The sequence below is a fragment of the Dyella sp. genome (assembly GCF_036568765.1).
Lineage (GTDB): Bacteria > Pseudomonadota > Gammaproteobacteria > Xanthomonadales > Rhodanobacteraceae > GSA-30.
In genome coordinates, this window is record NZ_DATCRY010000227.1 from 12,761 (window position 1) to 32,623 (window position 19,863).

General features: G+C 61.3%; 13 protein-coding genes. 11 read left to right on the forward strand and 2 right to left on the reverse strand.

From position 1 onward, the window contains the following. The first annotated feature begins 145 nt into the window (after positions 1-145). From VIM98_RS15530 to VIM98_RS15575, 10 genes are all read left to right on the forward strand, one after another. Positions 146-406, forward strand: coding sequence for a lipopolysaccharide assembly protein LapA domain-containing protein (locus VIM98_RS15530; protein WP_331994016.1), 261 nt, complete (start codon positions 146-148; stop codon positions 404-406). Then, positions 403-1,575 (forward strand): lipopolysaccharide assembly protein LapB, encoded by a 1,173-nt coding sequence (lapB, locus tag VIM98_RS15535; protein WP_331994017.1) that lies wholly within the window; start codon positions 403-405, stop codon positions 1,573-1,575. The genes VIM98_RS15530 and lapB overlap by 4 nt, the downstream gene beginning before the upstream one ends. Continuing rightward, a complete protein-coding gene (locus tag VIM98_RS15540) occupies positions 1,515-2,615 on the forward strand; it encodes a glycosyltransferase family 4 protein (protein ID WP_331994018.1) in 1,101 nt (366 codons plus the stop codon). The genes lapB and VIM98_RS15540 overlap by 61 nt, the downstream gene beginning before the upstream one ends. After that, a complete protein-coding gene (locus VIM98_RS15545; protein ID WP_331994019.1) occupies positions 2,602-4,497 on the forward strand; it encodes a nucleoside-diphosphate sugar epimerase/dehydratase in 1,896 nt (631 codons plus the stop codon). The genes VIM98_RS15540 and VIM98_RS15545 overlap by 14 nt, the downstream gene beginning before the upstream one ends. Then, positions 4,498-5,370: a UTP--glucose-1-phosphate uridylyltransferase GalU gene (gene galU / locus VIM98_RS15550; protein ID WP_331994020.1), complete on the forward strand. Its 873-nt coding sequence runs from the start codon at positions 4,498-4,500 to the stop codon at positions 5,368-5,370. Positions 5,371-5,555: 185 nt separating this feature from the next. Then, a complete protein-coding gene (locus tag VIM98_RS15555; protein ID WP_331994021.1) occupies positions 5,556-6,722 on the forward strand; it encodes an aminotransferase class I/II-fold pyridoxal phosphate-dependent enzyme in 1,167 nt (388 codons plus the stop codon). Between the two features lie 236 nt (positions 6,723-6,958). After that, positions 6,959-12,976 (forward strand): alpha-2-macroglobulin, encoded by a 6,018-nt coding sequence (locus VIM98_RS15560; RefSeq protein WP_331994022.1) that lies wholly within the window; start codon positions 6,959-6,961, stop codon positions 12,974-12,976. Positions 12,977-13,021: 45 nt separating this feature from the next. Beyond that, positions 13,022-15,424 (forward strand): penicillin-binding protein 1C, encoded by a 2,403-nt coding sequence (gene pbpC / locus VIM98_RS15565; protein WP_331994023.1) that lies wholly within the window; start codon positions 13,022-13,024, stop codon positions 15,422-15,424. A 119-nt stretch (positions 15,425-15,543) separates the two neighbouring features. Beyond that, positions 15,544-16,833 carry an FAD-binding oxidoreductase gene (locus tag VIM98_RS15570; protein WP_331994024.1) on the forward strand — a complete coding sequence of 430 codons (1,290 nt, stop codon included), beginning with the start codon at positions 15,544-15,546 and terminating at the stop codon, positions 16,831-16,833. Continuing rightward, on the forward strand, positions 16,830-17,186 hold the full coding sequence (locus tag VIM98_RS15575) for a tRNA-binding protein (protein ID WP_331994025.1): 357 nt from the start codon (positions 16,830-16,832) through the stop codon (positions 17,184-17,186). The genes VIM98_RS15570 and VIM98_RS15575 overlap by 4 nt, the downstream gene beginning before the upstream one ends. A 51-nt stretch (positions 17,187-17,237) precedes the next feature. Here VIM98_RS15575 and VIM98_RS15580 read toward each other — a convergent pair whose 3' ends face one another. After that, positions 17,238-17,918: a cysteine hydrolase family protein gene (locus VIM98_RS15580; protein WP_331994026.1), complete on the reverse strand. Its 681-nt coding sequence runs from the start codon at positions 17,916-17,918 to the stop codon at positions 17,238-17,240. Between the two features lie 149 nt (positions 17,919-18,067). On the opposite strand from VIM98_RS15580, the gene VIM98_RS15585 reads away from it, so the two are divergent. Then, complete coding sequence (locus VIM98_RS15585; RefSeq protein WP_331994027.1) at positions 18,068-19,036, forward strand: helix-turn-helix domain-containing protein; 969 nt, start codon at positions 18,068-18,070, stop codon at positions 19,034-19,036. Positions 19,037-19,126: 90 nt separating this feature from the next. Here the strand turns inward: VIM98_RS15585 and VIM98_RS15590 are convergent. Next, a partial coding sequence (locus tag VIM98_RS15590) for an NAD(P)H-quinone oxidoreductase (protein ID WP_331994028.1) occupies positions 19,127-19,863 on the reverse strand: 737 nt, incomplete at its 5' end.

Consider the following 19,863-nt stretch of genomic DNA (forward strand, 5'->3'; position numbering starts at 1 on the left):
TCTTGGGAATGAGGCTGGGCGAGGGAAGCGCGCTCTTTGTTCCCCTGACGCCCCGAAGCGCGGCAGGCGCGACTTCACAGCAAGCATCGGCAAGCGGCTTCACAACCCACTGTGCCACAACCTTCCAATACGCTAAAGTCGCGCGATGCGACTGATCGTGCTTGTCATCCTTCTGGTATTCATCGCTCTGGGCGTGGTTGTAGGCGCGCTCAACGCCGACCTCGTCACTTATGACCTGGCCTTTGCGCATCTGTCCCTGCCTAAAGGAGCGGCTGTGCTCGTGGCTTTGGTCGTCGGTTGGCTGCTGGGAGGCCTTACCGCGTGGCTGGGTGTCAGCAGCCGGCATCGCCGCCAGCGACGGCGGGAACGCAAGGCGGCCGGCAAGGGAGAGACGGCCAACGCATGACAGCGCTTTATGTGCTTGCCTTGCTGGTGCCCGTGGCTTTTGCTTGCGGCTGGTGGAGTGCGCGCCGTTCGGGTGCGCGGCGCTCCGGTGCCCAGGTCAGTGAGCTTTCATCGGACTACTTCCGTGGCCTGAACTACCTGCTCAATGAAGAGCAGGATAAGGCCATCGAAGTTTTCCTGCGCCTGGCCGAATACAACCGCGACACCGTGGAAACGCATCTGGCCCTGGGCAACCTGTTTCGCCGCCGTGGCGAGGTGGACAGGGCCATTCGTCTGCATCAACACCTGGTTTCGCGGCCGGGTCTTTCCGATGCAATGAAAACGGTCGCCTTGTTGGAGCTGGGCGAAGACTATATGCGCGCCGGGTTGCTCGATCGCGCTGAAACCCTGTTTTCCGATCTGGTGGCGATGGATGCGCATGCGCCATCCGCGCTCAGGCATCTGATTGCGATCTACCAGCACGAGCGCGATTGGCACAAGGCGATCGAGCATGCGCGTCGGCTCGAAGCCATGATCGGCGAAGACGAGTCGGGAATGATCGCGCAGTTCTACTGTGAGCTAGCCGATCAGTCGCGCCAGCATGGCGCACGCCAGGAAGCTCGTGAATATCTGCGCCAGGCTTTTGCCAGTCAGCCGGGATGTGTGCGTGCATTCATGCTTACCGGTCGTTTGTTTGCCGAAGAAGGCGAACACGTCGAAGCGGTCAAGGTCTATGAAGAAGCGGTCGAGGCGGATATCGCTTTCGTGCCGGAAATCCTCCCGCCGCTACTCAATAGCTACGCGCGATCGCAGCAAATGGAGCGTGCCGAGAATTTCCTTCGCGATATCCTCGGACGTTATCACGGTATCTCGCCTGTGCTTGCGTTGACCCGGCTCTACCAGCAGCGCGATGGCGAGCGTGCTGCGATCGATTTCCTTACCTCGCAGCTGCGCCAGCGTCCATCGGTGCGTGGCTTGATGGCCTTGATCGATGCGACCATGGACAAGATCGAGGGTGAGGCGCGGGAGAATTTCCTGATCCTGCGCGACCTGACCAAGAAATTGCTCGAAGGCCAGGCCATGTATCGCTGCAGCCGTTGCGGCTTTGGCGCCAAGGCGCATCACTGGCAGTGTCCCAGCTGCAAGAGCTGGAGCACGATCCGTCCGATCCACGGCGTAGCCAACGAGTGAGTTTCGCGGGCGGCGGCATGTCCATTCTGTTGCTGGCCATTGTCGCCACGGCGTTGTCGGCTGTGCTCGTGCGCGCGGCCATCGCGTATGCGCATCGCCGCGGAATGCTCGATCAGCCGGGCCAGCGTCGTTCGCATACCATTCCTACGCCACGTGGCGGGGGCATCGGCCTTGTTGCCGCTGCGGTGGCGACCATGCCGATCGCTTTGATCATGTTGCCGATGCCCTGGTCCTGGCCCGTGGCGGTTACCCTGGCCACGACCACGGCGCTTACGGCGGGTGTGGGCTGGTGGGACGATCATCGATCATTGCCGATCCTTCCGCGACTCGGCATACAGTTGCTTGCTTGTGCCGCGGCTTCTGTCGCAATTTTGTGCGACGGTGGATTGTCCTTGGCTTGGCTGCCGCTGCTGCTGGTGGCCGGCGTCTGGAGCATCAATCTGCATAACTTCATGGATGGCATCGACGGTCTGCTGGCTCAGCAGGCAATCTTCGTCGGTGCCGGGCTGGGATGGCTCGCCTGGATGGCTGGGCAGCCGGCGCTGGCTGGGGCCGCGGCCTGCCTGGCGGCTGCCAGTCTGGGTTTTTGGTTCTTTAACCGCCCCCGGGCACGTATTTTCATGGGAGATGTCGGCAGCGGGACGATTGGACTGCTGATTTTCGCCCTGACCGCCATGCTGTGGCGCACAGAAACTACGCTTCTCTGGCCGGCTTTGACCCTGAGTTCATCTTTTGTCGTGGATGCTGCCCTTACGCTGTTGAACAGGATGCTTGCAGGGAAGCGCTGGTACACTCCCCATCGCGAGCATCTGTACCAATGGCTAGTTCGCAGCGGGATGTCACATGCGGCAGGGGGCATGTGGTTCCTGGTTTGGAATGTGTTGGTATCGGCACCTTTGGCGATCCTGGCTTGGATTTATCCCAAGCTGGCATTTCCGGTGTGTGCCCTTGCCTACCTTGCTGCGAGTGCAGCATGGACGCTTATCAAGCGCCAACGCCTGAGGCGCGCCAAGCACAGGGTTCGTCATGTCGTTACGTAAATTGATCGGCGTCATCCATCCGCGCACGGCAGTCGTTCTGCACGACTTGCTGATGGCCGCGCTCGCATGGTGGATTGCAAAGACGCTGCGTTACGATCTGGTCAACGACGGCGGTTATGCCTTCCACGCATTGGAATTTCCACTGGTACTGCTGGTGCAGGCAGCGGTACTGAGCTGGACCGGCCTGTATCGCGGCGTGTGGCGCTTCGCCAGCTTGCCCGATTTGTGGAACATCCTGCGCGCGACAATCATCGGCGCGCTTGCCATCGGCTTGGCCTTGTTCCTCTACAACCGCCTCAACGACGTGCCGCGTTCGGTATTGCTGCTGTATCCGATGGTGCTTTCGGTGCTGCTCGGCACGCCGCGTCTGGCCTATCGTTTCTGGAAAGACAGCCGCCTGGACATGTTCCCGGCCGAGGGCGCACAAAGGGTGCTTATCGTCGGAGCCGATCGCGCCGGCGAAGCCCTGTCGCGCGATCTGCATCGCGATGTGCGCTTTAACGTAGTCGGTTTCGTCGACGACAAGGAAAGCCTGCGCGGCGCAAGCATCAACGGTCACCCGGTACTTGGCCGTGTCGACCAACTGCCCGAACTGACGCGCGAGGCGGCAGTGCAAATGCTGCTGATCGCCATGCCCGGTGCCAGCACGACCGAAATGCGCCGTGTGGTCGAACTGTGCGATTTGACAGGTTTGCCGTATCGCACGGTGCCTAAGCTCGAGGATGTCGTTGCCGGGCGCGCGCAATTCAACGAGATCAAGGAAGTCGCCATCGAAGATCTGCTCGGTCGCGATCCGGTCGAGCTGGATTGGACGGCCATTCGCGAGACTCTGACAGGTCGACGCGTGCTGGTAACGGGGGGCGGTGGCTCGATCGGATCGGAACTGTGCAGGCAGGTGGCGCGCCTGGGGGCGCATTCGCTGGCAGTGGTCGACCATAGCGAGTTCAATCTTTATCAGATTTCTCAAGAACTCCGTGCCGAGTATCCCGAGCTGGTTTTCGAGGGCATTCTGGCTGACGCGGGCGACCCGGCGGCCATGCGCAAGCTGTTCGCCGAGAACCGGCCGCAGGTGGTATTCCACGCCGCTGCCTACAAGCATGTGCCGATGCTGCAGGGGCAGTTACGCCAGGCATTTCGCAACAATGTGTTGGTGACGCGCAACATCGCCGATTTGTCCGATCAGTTCGGCGTCGAATGCTTTGTGCTGATTTCCACAGACAAGGCGGTTAATCCCACCAGCGTGATGGGAGCATGCAAGCGCATTGCGGAAATCTGGTGCCAGAACCTCAATGCAAAGTCCAACACCCGCTATATCACGGTGCGATTCGGCAACGTGCTCGATTCGGCCGGGTCGGTGGTACCGTTGTTTCGCCAGCAGATTCGCAACGGCGGACCGGTGACGATCACCCATCCGGAAATCTCCCGGTACTTCATGACCATTCCCGAGGCTTGCCAACTGATCCTGCAGGCGGCAAGCCTGGGACATGGCGGTGAGATATTCGCCCTCGACATGGGCGAGCCGGTCAAGATCCGCGACCTCGCCGAGCAGATGATCCGCCTTGCCGGCAAGAAGCCCGGTACGGAGATTCCGATCGTCTATACGGGCTTGCGGTCGGGCGAGAAGCTATTCGAAGAACTGTTCCATCCGCTGGAAAACTACAGCGCCACCACGCATGCGAAGATCTTCCTGGCGCAGCATCGGCAAGTTTCCTGGGACCTCCTGCAAGTACAGCTGGCCAAGGCAACCGATGCCACGCTCGCCTTCGATGAAGACAATCTGCGCGCCTGTGTTTCCGGCCTGCTGCCGTCGTTCCGTTGGAGCGATATTCCGCAGCCGGAAAATGTGGTCTCGATTCGTCGCGTTGAATCTGGAGAGAAGTGAGTGAGCAAGCCGTTGCGTAAAGTCGTCTTTCCCGTGGCAGGTTTGGGAACGCGCTTTTTGCCCGCGACCAAGGTGGTCGCCAAGGAAATGCTGCCGGTGCTGGATCGTCCGTTGATCCAGTATGCGGTCGATGAAGCTGTCGATGCCGGTGCCGACACGCTGGTGTTCGTTACCAATCGTTACAAGCATGCGATCGCCGACTATTTCGACAAGGCTTACGAACTGGAAGCCAAGCTGGAAGAGAAGGGCAAGGACGAGTTGCTTGCGCTGGTGCAGGGCACTTTGCCACGCCACGTGCGCGCTATCTTCGTTACCCAGCCCGAAGCCCTTGGCCTGGGCCATGCCGTGCTATGCGCCAAGCCGGTGGTAGGCGACGAGCCTTTCGGGGTCATTCTGCCGGACGATTTGATCTGGAACAAAGGCCGCGGTGCGCTGGGTCAGATGGCCGATCTGGCGCAGGCGCAGAACGCTGGCGTGATTGCTGTCGAAGAGGTGCCGCATACCGACACCGACAAGTACGGCATTGTCGATGCCACGCCTGTCGACGAGCGCAGCGCGCAGATTCGCCATATGGTGGAAAAGCCCAAGCCGGCCGATGCGCCATCGAATCTCGCGGTGGTCGGTCGTTACGTGCTGCCAGGACGCATCTTTTCGCTGCTGGAGCAGACCACGCCGGGTGCTGGTGGTGAAATCCAGTTGACCGATGCCATCGATGCCTTGCTCAAGGAGCAGGGCAAGGTGCTGGCGTATCGCTTCCAGGGCACGCGCTTCGACTGCGGTAACAAGGCCGGCCTGGTGCGCGCCACCATGCATATGGCCATGCAGGATCCGAAGCTGGCGCAAACGGTGCGTGAGTTTGCGGCTGCGCTCTGAGGTGGCGTCGCTGTAGGCTGCCCCTCAGCCCAGCCCTCCCGGCGAAGCCAGGGAGAGGGAGCCACACTGGAGGTAAGCCTCAATACTTCGCGCTTGCGCGGATCGCTCCCTCTCCCCTGGCTTTGCCGGGGGAGAGGGGCGGGGTGAGGGGGGCTCTTGTTCTTCGGTCCAGGTACTCTAACGCCATGGACATCGACTGGATCATCAATCACCTTGGCGAAGACCGCGAGCGCTACCACGGCGCCGTAGCTCCGCCCTTGCTCCAGAGTGCCATCTTCGCGTTTCCCGATGTCGCTTCGATGCGTGCCGCGGCGGCAGACGAATTCGCCGCCACGCTTTACACGCGCGGTAACAATCCTACCGTTGCGACGTTGCGTACCAAGGTTGCCGCACTCGAAGGTGCCGAAGATGCGCTGGTGTTCGCCTCCGGTGCTGGCGCCATGGCCGCCGGCGTGATCGCCTGCGTGGCGAGCGGCGATCATGTCGTTTGCGTGCAACGTTCCTATACCTGGACGAAGCGTCTGCTCAACACGCTGCTAAGCGCTTTCGGCGTCGCGGTGGATTTTGTCGACGGCACCGAGTCGACCGCGATCGAGCAGGCCATCCGGCCCGAAACGCGATTGATCGTGCTGGAAAGCCCCACCTCGTTGACCTTCGAGCTGCAGGATCTTCAAGCCGTCGCGGAACTCGCACGTAGGCATGGTGCGCTTACACTTTGCGACAACAGTTGCGCTTCGCCTCTAGGTCAGTCGCCGCTGGCGTTGGGGATCGACTTGGCGATGCATTCGGCGACCAAATATCTCAACGGCCACAGCGATATCATGGCCGGCGTGCTATGCGGTAGCGAAGCGATGATGCGCAAGGTCTTTGCCGGGCCGCTGATGACGTTGGGCGCGGTCATTTCGCCCCACGATGCCTGGCTCATGCTGCGAGGACTGCGTACGCTGCCGTTGCGCATGCAGCGTTGCGCTGAAAGCGCTCTCCACGTGGCGACCTGGCTGGAACAGCAGCCGCAAATCGCTCGTGTGAACTATCCTCAATTGCCTTCGCATCCCCAGTACGAGTTGGCTCAGCGACAGATGCGCGGGGGCAGCGGTGTTATGTCGGTTGTACTCGATGTGCCGGATCTGGCGGCAGTCGAGCGCTTTTGCAATGCGCTGAAACGTTTCCTGCTTAGTGTGTCATGGGGTGGTTACGAATCCCTGGTTTGGCCGATGGCTTGTGCGCTTCCGTCGATGGCCAGGGTCGATTTGGATAGCACGCTGCCGGCCAGCCTTGTACGGCTGTCTATCGGCCTGGAAGATCCGGAGGTGCTGATCGCCGATCTGGCCCAGGCATTGGCGAGGGTCTGAGCCCCGCAGGCCCCCCTTGGCGACGCGTATCTGCCAGGATCGCGGTATGCACCTGTTGCGCCGTTTCCGCCGCCGTCGGCGGCATGTCACAATCCGCGCCCGAACCTGCCATTTTTAGAGGGCAGGATTCGGCATGGGGAAACCGGTACCTCGATGTCGTCCGTATAGCGGGCGATCTTGCTGTGCCCGGCCCGTATGTTTCCGTTATTTCATTGGACGATTCCTAGGAAAGCACCATGGATCTGCTGCGGTTCCTGTTGATGTTGCCCGTGCGCCTCGTGCGCGGCCTGTTCGGCCTGCTCGGCCTGATTCTCAAACCCCTGATCGGCAATGTTTCCTGGTCGGCTCCCAGCTGGGCGCCGGCAACGGCCGGGCTGGTGCGACGTAAGCCATTGCAGTCGGCTGGCGTGCTGGTCGCCGCATTGCTGCTCGCCAGCGGTGGCTGGTTCGGCTGGCAGTGGTACAAAAACCGCCCCAAGCCTGAAGAGCCGATGCGCGTCACCCTGAGCGTGCAAGCGCCGTTGCCCACCGATTACGCACAACAGCCGATCGTTATCGCGCCGCTGGACGTGCATTTTTCCCGTTCGGCGGCACCGATCGAGCTGGTCGGCAAACCGGTGACGTCGGGCATTGCGATGCAGCCGGTTATGAAAGGGCAGTGGACCTGGACGGACGATCGCACCCTGCATTTCGTTCCGGCCGAAGACTGGCCGGTCGGCAAGCATTTCCAGGTGCGCTTCGACGCACCGAAGGCATTCGCCGGCCATGTACTCATGGCCGACGATCAGGTCGAATTCGACACGACCCCCTTCCAGATGACCGTCGGCCGCGGCGAGTTCTACCAGGATCCGCAGGATGCCACGGCAAAGAAGACCATCTTGCCGGTGGATTTCAATTATCCGGTCGATACCACCCAATTCGAAAAGCGCATCGGCCTGGATCTGTACCAGCCTGGTGGCAGAGGTGGCGACCTGAAGTTCAGTGTGACGTACGACCAGTACAAGCTGCACGCCTGGATTCATTCGCAGCCGTTGGCGCTGCCGAGCGCGAACGGCGAGGTCGCCTACAGCATCGACAAGGGCGTCCGCAGTTCGCGCGGCGGCGACGGTACGAACGAAAAGAAGGAAACCACCGTTGCAGTGCCGGGCCTCTACAGCCTCGCCGTCACCAGCATCGAGCCGACCCTGGTCGATAACGACAAGTACGAACCCGAACAGGTGCTTCTGGTCGAGCTGAGCGACAACGTGCGTGACAGCGATGTTGCCGGGCGGATCAAGGCCTGGGTGCTGCCCAGGCGCAATCCGAAGGAGACCCAGGACGACGATGCCGCGCCGTATCCTTGGCAGATCGACGAGATCGGCGACGCTGTGTTGAAGGCCGCCCAGCCGTTGAAGCTTGAGGTTGTTCCTACCGAAAACGAATACGCTTCGCTGCAAAGCTTCAAGTTCCACGCCGATCCGGGCCAACGCATCTATGTGCGTGTGGAGAAGGGACTGAAGTCGTTCGGCGGCTATCTATCGGGTCAGCCTGCGGCTCAAGCCATCACCGTGCCCGACTACCCGAAGCTACTGCGCTTCATGGCCGACGGCTCGTTGCTGTCGATGAGCGGCAGCAAACGCGTCTCGGTCGTTTCGCGCAATTTGCCAGGCATGCGCGTTGAAGTCGGCCGCGTACTGCCCGACCAGATCCAGCATCTGGTCAGCCTGAACCAGGGTAGCTACGCCCGGCCTTCGCTGGTCTATGGCTTCAGCGAAGATCACATTGTCGAGCGTTACGAAATCAAGCGTAGCTTCCCGGCGGGAGATCCGGGCAAAGCGCACTATGAGGGAGTGGATCTCGGTCAGTATCTGAAGGAAGGCAAGCGTGGCGTGTTCATGCTGCATCTGTCGTCCTATGACGCCAAGGCGGAAGCCAAGCAAGCGCAGGCCGCGAAGCAGGCCGCCGAGGATGCCGACAAGGGTTATGCCTCGAGCGCTTCGGGCGATACCGAAGATTCGGCCGATGGCGGCGAAGAGGGGGCCGAGGACGATGGTGGCGATGCCTCTTCCGATAACGGGCCGACACCGCAGGACACGCGCTTGATCGTGGTGACCGACTTAGGCTTGTTGGTCAAGAAAGCCATCGATGGCAGTCAGGATGTGTTCGTGCAATCCATCGCCAGCGGACAACCGGTGGGCGGTGCGACCGTGTCGGTCGTGGCGATCAACGGCCAGACGCTCTACAGCGAAGCCAGCAGCACCGACGGCGTCGTGCATTTCCCGAGCTTCAAGGGCCTGGAGCGCGACAAGAAGCCGGTGATGTATCTGGTCAAGAAAGGCGACGACCTGTCGTTCCTGCCGATTGGCAGCTATGACCGCCAACTCGACTATTCGCGTTTCGATATCGGCGGCGAGCCCAACGCGGTCAACCAGGGCCAGCTATCGGGCTACCTGTTCTCCGACCGTGGCATTTACCGTCCAGGCGACACGTTCCATATCGGCCTGATCGTGCGAGCAGCCACCTGGACGCGTAACGTCGCCGGCATTCCCCTGCAGGCCGAAATCGTCGATCCGCGCGGCATGGCCGTCAAACAGATTCCTTTGACGATGGATGCTTCCGGTTTTGGCGAGCTTGCTTATGCGCCTGCAGAAACCGCGCCGACGGGCACGTGGACAGTCAATCTGTATATCGTCAAGGACGGCAAGCGCAACACGCAGATCGGCAATACCACGGTGCAGGTCAAGGAGTTCCTGCCCGATCGCATGAAGGTGGACGCGCAACTTTCGCAGCAAGTGGCCGAAGGCTGGGTCAAGCCCGATCAGTTGAAGGGCGAAGTGAATGTGCAGAACCTGTTCGGCACGCCGGCGACCGATCGCCGCGTCGAAGCCTCGCTGACCCTGCGCCCGGCATATCCGGCGTTCCGCAGCTGGCCGGACTATCACTTCTACGACGTCAAGCGTGCCAAGGACGGTTACGAGGAAAAGCTCGAAGACGGCAAGACCGACGATAAAGGCCATGCCGAGTTCGATCTGGACTTGAAGAAGTACGCCGATGCCACGTATCAGTTGTACTTCCTTGCCAAGGCCTACGAGGCCGATGGCGGACGCAATGTAGCCGCGGCCACGCAGACGCTGGTCTCCAGCAACGAATGGCTGGTCGGCTACAAGGCGACAGACAACCTCGACTACGTAAGCCGCGATGCCAGCCGCACCGTGCGCCTGGTGGCGATCGATCATCAAGCCAAGTCCATGGCCTTGGGCGACCTGAAGGCCCAGTTCATCGAACGTCGCTACATCTCGGTGCTGACCAAGCAGGACTCGGGCGTCTACAAGTACGAATCCAAGCTCAAGGAAGTGCCAATCAGCGAGCAGCCGCTGAACATTCCAGCCGGAGGCATGGATTACACGTTGCCGACCGACAAACCGGGTAACTTTGCGCTGGTGGTCCGCCGCGCCGACCGCACCGAGGTCAATCGCGTGGAGTACAGCGTGGCCGGCGATGCCAACGTATCGCGATCGCTCGATCGCAACGCCGAGCTGCAGCTCAACCTGAGCAAGAAGGACTACGCGCCGGGCGAGCAGGTGGAAATCGCCATTCGCGCGCCGTACGCCGGTAGCGGGCTGATCACTATCGAGCGTGACAAGGTCTACGCGCATGCTTGGTTCCATGCCGATACCACCAGTTCCGTACAGCACATTACCGTACCGGCGGATTTCGAAGGCAACGGCTATATCAACGTGCAGTACATCCGCGATCCTTCTTCGGACGAGATTTTCATGAGTCCGTTGAGTTACGGCGTGATACCGTTCTCGGTGAACCTGGATGCACGTCGCAACGACATCAAGGTGGAGTCGCCCGCGCTGATCAAACCGGGACAGGACGTCACCTTCAAGCTGACGTCGGCACAGCCAACCAAGGCGGTCGTGTTCGCGGTGGACGAGGGCATCCTGCAGGTCGCACGCTACAAGCTGGGCGACCCGCTGAAGTTCTTCTTCCGCAAGCGCATGCTGGAAGTCGGCACCTCGCAGATCCTCGACCTGATCCTGCCGGATTTCGCCAAGCTGATGGCGATGGCCGCGCCGGGCGGTGACGAGGATGGCGCGATCGGGCGGCAACTCAATCCGTTCAAGCGCAAGCGCGACAAGCCTGTGGCGTATTGGTCGGGCATCGTCGACGTGAACGGCGAAAAGGACGTGACGTATCACGTGCCGGATTACTTCAACGGCAAGCTGCGCGTGATGGCCGTGACAGTTTCGCCGGACAAGATCGGCACCTTCGAGGGCGCGACGACTGTACGCGGCGACTTCGTGTTGTCGCCGAACGTGCCGACCACGCTCGCACCGGGGGACGAGGTCGAAGTGAGCGTCGGTGTGGCCAATAACCTCACTGGTCTTGGCGGCAAGCAAGTGCCGGTGTCGGTATCGCTCAAGACCGGACCGCAATTGCAACTGGTCGGTAATGCCACGCAGAGCCTCAACCTGGGCGAGATGCGAGAGGGTGTCGCATTGTTCCGTGTCAAGGCCACCGATCAATTGGGGTCGGGCAACCTGACTTTTACCGCCAGCTATGGCGACAAGTCGGCGCGGCAAAGCGTGGATCTGTCGGTGCGTCCTTCCGCTGCGTTCCGCACCACAGTAGGTATCGGTCGCATCGAAGCAGGCAACAAGGCCGATTTCACCGGTTTACGCAAGCTTTATGATGCCTATGCCAAACGCGACGGTGCCATCTCGAACTTGCCGTTGGTGCTGGCTCAGGGACTGACCGCGTACCTGGTCAATTTCGAGCACTATTGCACGGAGCAGATCTTGAGCGGCGCCATGCCAGCATTGATTTTCGGACAGCGTCCGGAGTTCAAGCAGGTGCTGGAGGCGACGCAGAAGACCGGCGGCAAGACGCAGGCCGAAGCGCTGGCCAATCTGTACGACGTGTTGCATACCCGGCAGAACGGGCAGGGCGGCTTCGGCTTGTGGACGGCCACGCCGGACGGCGATGCTTTCCTGACCGATTACGCCATGCATTTCATGCTCGAAGCGCGCGAGCGCGGCATGACCGTGCCGCGAGACATGTTCGATGCGGGCAATGCCTATCTCAAGCAGATTGCCGCCGACGATAGTGCCGACGAGCTCGAGGTCTTGCGTCAACGGGCCTACGCGATCTACTTGCTGACACGTCAGGGCAATGTCATGACCAATGACCTCGCCTCGTTGCAGAAGCGACTGGACGAGACGCATCCGAAGGAGTGGAAGAACGATCTGACCGCAGCCTGGATCGCAGCTTCGTACAAGCTGCTCAAGCAGGACAAATTGGCCGGTCAGCTACTATCCGGCCCCCTCAAGTTACTGACTGGCCCGGACGATCGCGAACCGTGGAGCTATCACTACTACTACGACCCGCTGACACGCGATTCGCTGACGCTCTATCTGATCGCCAAGCACTTCCCGGAGCAGCTCCATTCGCTGCCACCGCAGGCACTGAATAATCTCGTGCGTCCGCTGCAGGAGGGGTGGTTCAACACATACTCTTCGTCCATGGTGATCCTCGCGCTGGATGCCTATGCCAATGGCACGCAGGTCGACGTGAGTAAACTGGGCATCGGTGCGGTCAAGGCGGACGGTAGTATCGCGCCGGTGGGGAAAGCCGAGGGCATGTTGCAGACCGCTACGTGGAGCGCAACTGCCGCGCGCTTGCGCCTGACCAACGATACGGCGCTGCCGGCCTGGTATGTGATCAGCCAGTCTGGCTACGACCGCGACGCGCCGACGCAGGCACAGCGTGACGGTGTGGAGATCACGCGCGATTACACCGATGCCAACGGTAAACCCGTGGATCAGGTCAGCATCGGTCAGGAGATCGACGTTCATCTGAAGATCCGCTCCACCACCAATCGCTATGTGGGTGACCTGGCGATCGTCGATCTGTTGCCTGGCGGCTTCGATCCGGTAATACAGCCGCCTCCGCCGGTGGTCGATCAGCAGGCGGGCGACAACAGCGAAAGCGATCAGGGGGGCGACAGCACGGTCAAGGCTTCGGCCTGGCGTTCGCCGATCGCGGTCGGAAAATGGACCTGGAACCTCCAATATGCCGATGTGCGCGAAGATCGTGTGGTGCTCTACGGCACCGCCACGCCAGAGGTAGGCGAGTTCGTCTATCGCATCAAGGCCACTAATGCCGGCAAGTTCATCGTGCCGCCGGCCTTCGGCGAATCGCTGTACGACCGCAAGATCCAGGCCCGCGCTCCGGGCGGCGCAACGATTACTGTCGTGCGTAAACCTTGACGAGGCAGAGCCGCCCTCTCATCCGGGAGGGCGGCATCGAATAGCATGAGCCGTTGGTTGTCCTCTTTCGTCCAGGCTGTCATCCATTGGGTTCGACGTTGGCAGAACTGGCTGGTGGGTGCCGGTCTGGTGGCATGTCTGCTGATCGGTATCCGGATGTGGCCACATCCGGCTTTGCACGATGCCTTGCCTTCATCGACGGCGGTCTATGACGACCGGGAGCGCCTGCTGCGCCTGACCCTGGCTAACGACGATCGCTATCGGTTGTGGGTGCCGCTGAAGGACATGTCGCCGGCACTGGTGGAGGCCGTGCAATTGCACGAGGACCGCTGGTTCCGCTGGCATCCCGGTTTCAACCCGTATGGCTTGATGCGTGGCGCCTGGGTCACCTATGTACGCCATGGCAATCCGCAGGGCGGCTCCACCATTACCATGCAGCTGGTGCGCCTGCTGTATCGGCTCAATACACGCTCTCCCTGGGGCAAGCTCAAGCAGGTCGCGCTGGCGATCCGGTTGGAGCTGTTCTATCCGAAGGATCGGATTCTGGAGGCGTACATGAACTACGCGCCGTACGGACGCAATGTCGAGGGCGTGGGCGCAGCCAGTCTGGTCTATTTCGACAAATCGCCGGCAGCCCTGAATCTGCCTGAGGCGCTGACCCTCGCGGTGATTCCGCAGGATCCGAGTCGTCGCTTGCGCGCGCCTTCGCTCGATAGCGATACGCCGATCGGCATCATCAGCCAATACCTGGCTACGGCGCGCAACCGGCTCTACGCTCGTTGGATAGAGCATCACCCGCGCGATGCGATGCTCAGGCCATTGTTCGCGTTGCCACTGAATCTACGTCCGCTTTCGCAATTGCCATTCGAAGCGCCGCACGCCGTCGAGCAGATTCTGGTAACGCGGCGTATCGACGGTCAATCTATCGATAGTCGCATTGCGACCACGCTGGACCTGGATATGCAGCATACGCTGGAGCGTCAGGTGGACGGCTTCATCAAGCGCAGCCAGATGCAAGGTGTGCGCAACGCCGCCGCCATCCTGGTCGATACGCGCGACATGGGCGTCAAAGCACTGGTCGGCTCGGCCGACTACCGCAACGCCGAGATCCAGGGACAGGTCAACGGTACCCTGGCCAAGCGCTCGCCAGGATCGACGCTCAAACCATTCATCTATGCGCTCGGTTTCGACCAGGGCGTGCTGCATCCGCAGACCGTCTTACGCGACGTGCCGACCTCGTTCGGTCCATACACGCCGGAAAACTTCGACGGGCATTTCCTCGGGCCCATCACTGCGACCGATGCGTTGATCCGCAGCCGCAACATTCCGGCGGTGTGGGTGGCGTCGCAGTTGCAGAAGCCCAGTCTGTATGACTTTCTCAAAAGCGCCGGCATCAGCCGCATGGCCAGCGAAAAGCACTACGGCCTGGCCCTGGTGCTCGGTGGCGGCGAGGTCACCATGCAGGAAGAGGCTGGGCTCTATGCCATGCTCGCCAACCGTGGCGAGTTGAAGCCGCTGCGTTGGCTGGCAAGCGAGCAACCGTCCACCGGTACACGTCTGCTGAGCGACGAGGCCAGCTTCATGGCGATGGATATACTCAGGCAGAATCCGCGTCCGGACGAGGCGACCGGCGCCAATCCCTCGCGATTGCCGACCTATTGGAAGACCGGTACATCCTGGGGTTTCCGTGACGCCTGGACCGCCGGCAGCTTCGGCCCCTATGTGCTGATCGTCTGGGTAGGTAATTTCGACGGCAGTGGCAACCCGGCCTTTGTCGGCGTCGAGGCGGCCGCGCCGTTGTTCTTCCAGATCGTCGATGCCATGCGCGCCCAATGGCCGGGCATGATTGAGCCGGTGCACCGCATGCCGGCCAATCTCAAGCGGGAGCAGATTTGCCTGGCCAGCGGAGAACTACCGAACCAATGGTGCCCACAGAAGGGCTGGACCTGGTTCATTCCGGGCAAGTCCCCGATCCGTGTCAGCCAGGTTCATCGGCCGGTGATCATCGACGATGCCACTGGCAAGGCGGCCTGCCCGCCTTATGAAGGCAAGCGCACGCACGTCGAGGTGTACGAGTTCTGGCCATCCGAATTGCAGCGGGTCTTCGTCCAGGCCGGCATTCCACGGCGGAAGCCGCCGTTGAACGATGCTTGCATGGATAGCGGCGCCCCTGTCGGCGAACCTCCACGCATCACTTCGCCGCTGCGCGGCAGCATCTACACCATGCGCCTGAAGCAGTCGGGCCAGGGGCGTATCGCATTGACCGCCAATGCCGATGCCGCAGTGCACCAGTTGTACTGGTTCGTCAATGACGCCTATGTCGGACATAGCGCCCCAGGCGAGCTGCTGTTCTGGGATGCTCCAGGGGCCGGCAACTACGAAGTGCGCGTGGTGGACGATCGGGGCCAGAGCGATCGGCGAGGGCTGGGAGTGAGTCTTGTGGAGTAAACAGTGAGTGGAGAGAAGTGAGGAGTTAGAGAAATGCGGCCCTTTCCGGTGCTCCTGCCACTCACTCTTTACTCAAGCTATGCTTCCAACCTTCCCGTGCCCTGGTGCATCCCACCACAATGAAGCACACCGCAGCCCCTTCGTACTATCGAGCTACAGCCAGCGCCTATGAGGCGTATGCGCCATTGGAAGGGCGTGTCGAAGCCAAGGTTGCGATCATCGGCGGAGGCTTTGCCGGTCTGCACACTGCACTGGGGCTGGCCGAGCGCGGCGTTCGCGACGTGGTACTGCTGGAGCGCGAACAAGTAGGTTTCGGAGCTTCCGGGCGTAACGGCGGTTTCGTCTTCGCCGGATATTCGCTCGGCGAGCAAGCCCTGCTGGAGGCGCACGGCGCGCAGCAGGCACGCGCCATGTTCGAGCGCACGACCGATGCGGTAAGGCGCATTCGCGACTTGGTCGGACGTTATGCCATCGACTGCAAGATGGTCGACGAAGGCGTGATCTGGGCTAATTGGTTTCGCGATCCGAATGTCCTGCGCGGCCGCCAACAATTGTTGGCCGAGCACTACGGAATCGAATGGGAATGGTTGGAGCGTGAGCGCCTGCGCGAGCTGGTGCGTAGCGATCGCTATTTCGATGGACTCTACGAGCGCCATGCGCTGCATCTGCATCCGCTCAATTTCGCCATTGGCCTGGCGGGCGCGGCCAATGAGCAGGGCGTGCGCATTCATGAGCGAACCGATGTCTGGCGCGTTCGGCGCGAAGGCGAGCGCTGGCATATCTGTGCGACGCATGGGGAGGTTCTCGCAGAGCAGGTGGTCATGGCCTGCGGCGGCTATCTGGGCGGCCTGCATCGGCAGATCGATCGCGCAATCCTGCCGATCGCGACCTATGTGATGGTCACCGAGCCACTAGGTGAGCGCCTCGACGATATCTTGCGTACACGTGCCGCGGTGTACGACACGCGCTTTGCGTTCGATTATTACCGTCCGCTGCCGGATACCCGATTGCTCTGGGGTGGGCGCATCTCGGTGCGCGACCGCTCGGCACGCGCCGTGCAGCGCCTGCTGATGAACGATATGCTGAAGGTGTTTCCTGTCCTGAAGAATGCCCGGGTGGACTATGCCTGGTCCGGCCTGATGAGCTATGCGCGTCATCAGATGCCACAGATCGGCACGCAGGGCGATGGCTTGTGGTGGGCACAGGCGTTCGGCGGACATGGCCTGGCACCGACCTGTGCCGCGGGCGAACTACTGGCCGCGGCATTAGCCGAGGGCAGCGATGCCTGGAAGCCGTTCATGCACTACGGCCTGGATAATACCTACCGTCCGCTGGGCTATCTCGCCGCGCAGGCGAGCTATTGGCTGGAGCAGGGCAAAGACTGGTTCAAGACGAGATTGGAAGGATGAGCGACGTTACCGCACACGAAGTCGAGCCTATCGGCTGGAGCGATTTTGAAAAAGTACTGATCGTGGCCGGCACCGTAGTGCGTGTGGAACCCTTTCCTGAGGCGCGCAAGCCGGCGTTGAAAGTGTGGGTGGATTTCGGTCCGTATGGCGAAAAGAAAACCAGCGCGCAGATCGCCGGCATCTACAAGCCCGAGGATCTGCTCGGGCGCCAGATTGTCGGCGTGATCAATTTCCCCGAAAAGCAGATCGGTCCGTTCCGGTCCCAGTTCCTGTTGACCGGTTTCCATACCGATGAAGGGATCGTGGTGACCACCGTCGAACGCGGCGTTCCCAATGGCGCCCGCCTCGCATAAAAGGAGAGAGCCCGGTTGCCCGGGCTCTCGGCGATGCGGTTTGACAGCGAATCAGTTCACCGGCAAGGCAAGAATGTCGCCGGTCGGCTCCACGGCGGCAAACGCATCGGAAATCTCCGTCAGCGCTGCACGGTTGAGGTCCTGTGCCGATACTACGCCTTTGCCGTCGAATGCGTTGATCGGGCGCGTAGCCACCGCGTCGGATGCGACAATGACGTTGTAACCGAGCGGCACCGCCTCACGCGACGCGGCGGCAATACAGGCGTGCGTCATCAAACCGGAAACGATCAAGGTCTTGATGCCTTTGGCGCGCAAGCGCGCATCGATATCCGTGCTGGCGAACACGCTCACCTGGTTCTTGGTCAGCAGCGTATGGTTCTTGCCTGGCTTGATGCCGTCGACGATCTGCGCGCCCTTGCTGCCTTCGGCAAAGATCGGCGAGCCAGCCGGGGTGATGTGTTGCACATGAATCACTTCGATGCCGTGCTGGTCGGCAAAGCGCACCAGCTTCTGGGCCTGGCCGAGTGCCTTGGCTCCATCGGGAACTGGCAGCTTGCCGGAGAAGTACTCCTCCTGGAAGTCGATGACTACCAGGGCAGTCGTCTTGGCGTCGAGCGACTTCGGAGCAGTGGCACTGCCGATGGCGCGCAGGGTGGGGTGGTCGGAAGCAACGGCAACCGCGGGACCGGTGGCGGCCATGGCGATCAATGAGGCGAAGAGTGCGCTTTTCATACTAATTCTCCTTAAATCAACGATTTATGTTTATCGGGCGTAGCCCGGCGAGCCGCCGTGCAGTGCAGTGCTCGGCTTGGCGGGTATTATTCGTTTCGCGCGGTGGGCGAATAAGTGGCTCACGGGACACTCTGTGATAGGATCGGGCCATGTCTGCCGAGAGCGTCCATAACACCGTCGCGGTGGTTGCTTACCACCAGATCAGCCCGTTTCACCTGGCTGTACCTTGCATGGTGTTCGGCGAGGATCTGGCCCGGCTAGGTGCCCCTCGGTATGAGCTGATGGTCTGCGCAGCCGAACCGGGTCCTTTGCGGACCATGGCGGGTTTTTCGATCGATGCGCCTTATGGGCTGGAACGATTGGGTGACGCTGGCACCATCGTTGTCCCGGCTTGGCGCGATCCGGCGGAGCGTCCACCGCAAGCCTTGCTCGACGCCTTGGTGGCGGCACACGCGCGCGGCGCACGCATCGTGGGCTTATGTCTGGGGGCGTTCGTGTTGGCCGAAGCTGGCTTGCTCGATGGACGCAGCGCGTCGACACATTGGGTCTGGATGGACGATTTCGCCGAACGCTATCCGCATGTCTTGCTCAAGCGCGATGTGCTCTACGTGGACGATGGCGACATCATTACATCGGCAGGCACTGCCGCCGCGATCGATTGCTGCCTTTATCTGTTGCGCCGCGACCACGGTGCCGAAGTTGCCAATCGGGTTGCTCGCCGCATGGTGGTCGCGCCGCATCGTCATGGCGGGCAAGCGCAGTACATCGAACAACCTGTTCCGAAGATGGATCACACCGATCGCCTGAACAGCACCCTGGAATGGGCGCTGGCGAATCTGCATGAACCGCTTTCCCTGGATGCGCTGGCCGATCGTGCCGCGATGAGCCGCCGCACTTTTACCCGGCGCTTCAAGAGCACGACGGGAACGAGCGTGACGCAATGGCTTCTGTCGCAGCGTCTGGCCCATGCACAGCGGTTGCTGGAGACCACCGACCAAACGATGGATCGCATCGCCGAATCGAGCGGTTTCGGCTCCACCGTATCGCTGCGGCAGCATTTTGCCGCGGCGTTTGCCACATCGCCGGCCTCCTATCGGCGAAGCTTTCGCGGAACATGAGCGAGCTTCGTAGCCGTTCCGAGGGTCTCAAAGACAGCGCACGAAAAAGCCACGCGTTGTTGTTCGAGACCCCTTCAACCAGCAGCACATTCACCAGCTCAGCATAATCTTCCCGATATGCGAGCTGCTCTCCATCAAGGCGTGTGCTTCCGCTGCTTTTGACGCCGGAAACACCCCATGAATCACCGGATGAACGGTCCCCGCAGCCAAGAGAGGCCAAACCTTTTCGTGCAGGCTGCGCGCAATGGCTCCCTTGAATGCGACCGGACGAGGTCGCAAGGTCGAGCCGGTTATCGTGATGCGTCGGCGCATGATCTTGGCAATATCGATGCCTGCCTGGTTGCCGCCCAGCGTTGCGATGGCGACCAGCCGACCGCCTTCGGCCAGGACATCGAGCTCACGCGGTACATAATCGCCGGCCACCATATCCAGAATCACGTCGACGCCACGGCCACCGGTTTGCGCATGGATGATGCTGACGAAATCCTCGGTCTTGTAGTTGACGGCTTTTGCTGCGCCCAATTTTTCGCAGGCCCGGCACTTCTCATCGCTACCGGCCGTAGCAAACACGCGATGACTCAAAGCGCGCGCGAGCTGGATCGCGGTTACGCCGATGCCGCTCGAGCCGCCTTGCACCAGCAGGCTTTCATGCTCGCCGCCTTCGCCTTGCCCCAGGCGCCCGCGGTCGAACACGTTACTCCATACCGTAAAATAGTTTTCCGGCAATGCCGCCGCTTCGATCGCCGAAAAGCCTTGGGGTATCGGAAGGCACTGCGGGAGCGGGGCAACGGCGTACTCCGCGTAACCGCCACCGACAAGCAATGCGC

Coding starts and splice junctions, on each gene's coding strand:
- VIM98_RS15580 (WP_331994026.1), bottom strand. CDS start 17,918: ATGAAAAGCGCACTCTTCGCCTCATTGATCGCCATGGCCGCCACCGGT.
- VIM98_RS15530 (WP_331994016.1), top strand. CDS start 146: ATGCGACTGATCGTGCTTGTCATCCTTCTGGTATTCATCGCTCTGGGC.
- pbpC (WP_331994023.1), top strand. CDS start 13,022: ATGAGCCGTTGGTTGTCCTCTTTCGTCCAGGCTGTCATCCATTGGGTT.
- VIM98_RS15555 (WP_331994021.1), top strand. CDS start 5,556: ATGGACATCGACTGGATCATCAATCACCTTGGCGAAGACCGCGAGCGC.
- VIM98_RS15585 (WP_331994027.1), top strand. CDS start 18,068: ATGTCTGCCGAGAGCGTCCATAACACCGTCGCGGTGGTTGCTTACCAC.
- VIM98_RS15575 (WP_331994025.1), top strand. CDS start 16,830: ATGAGCGACGTTACCGCACACGAAGTCGAGCCTATCGGCTGGAGCGAT.
- lapB (WP_331994017.1), top strand. CDS start 403: ATGACAGCGCTTTATGTGCTTGCCTTGCTGGTGCCCGTGGCTTTTGCT.
- VIM98_RS15560 (WP_331994022.1), top strand. CDS start 6,959: ATGGATCTGCTGCGGTTCCTGTTGATGTTGCCCGTGCGCCTCGTGCGC.
- VIM98_RS15545 (WP_331994019.1), top strand. CDS start 2,602: ATGTCGTTACGTAAATTGATCGGCGTCATCCATCCGCGCACGGCAGTC.
- VIM98_RS15570 (WP_331994024.1), top strand. CDS start 15,544: ATGAAGCACACCGCAGCCCCTTCGTACTATCGAGCTACAGCCAGCGCC.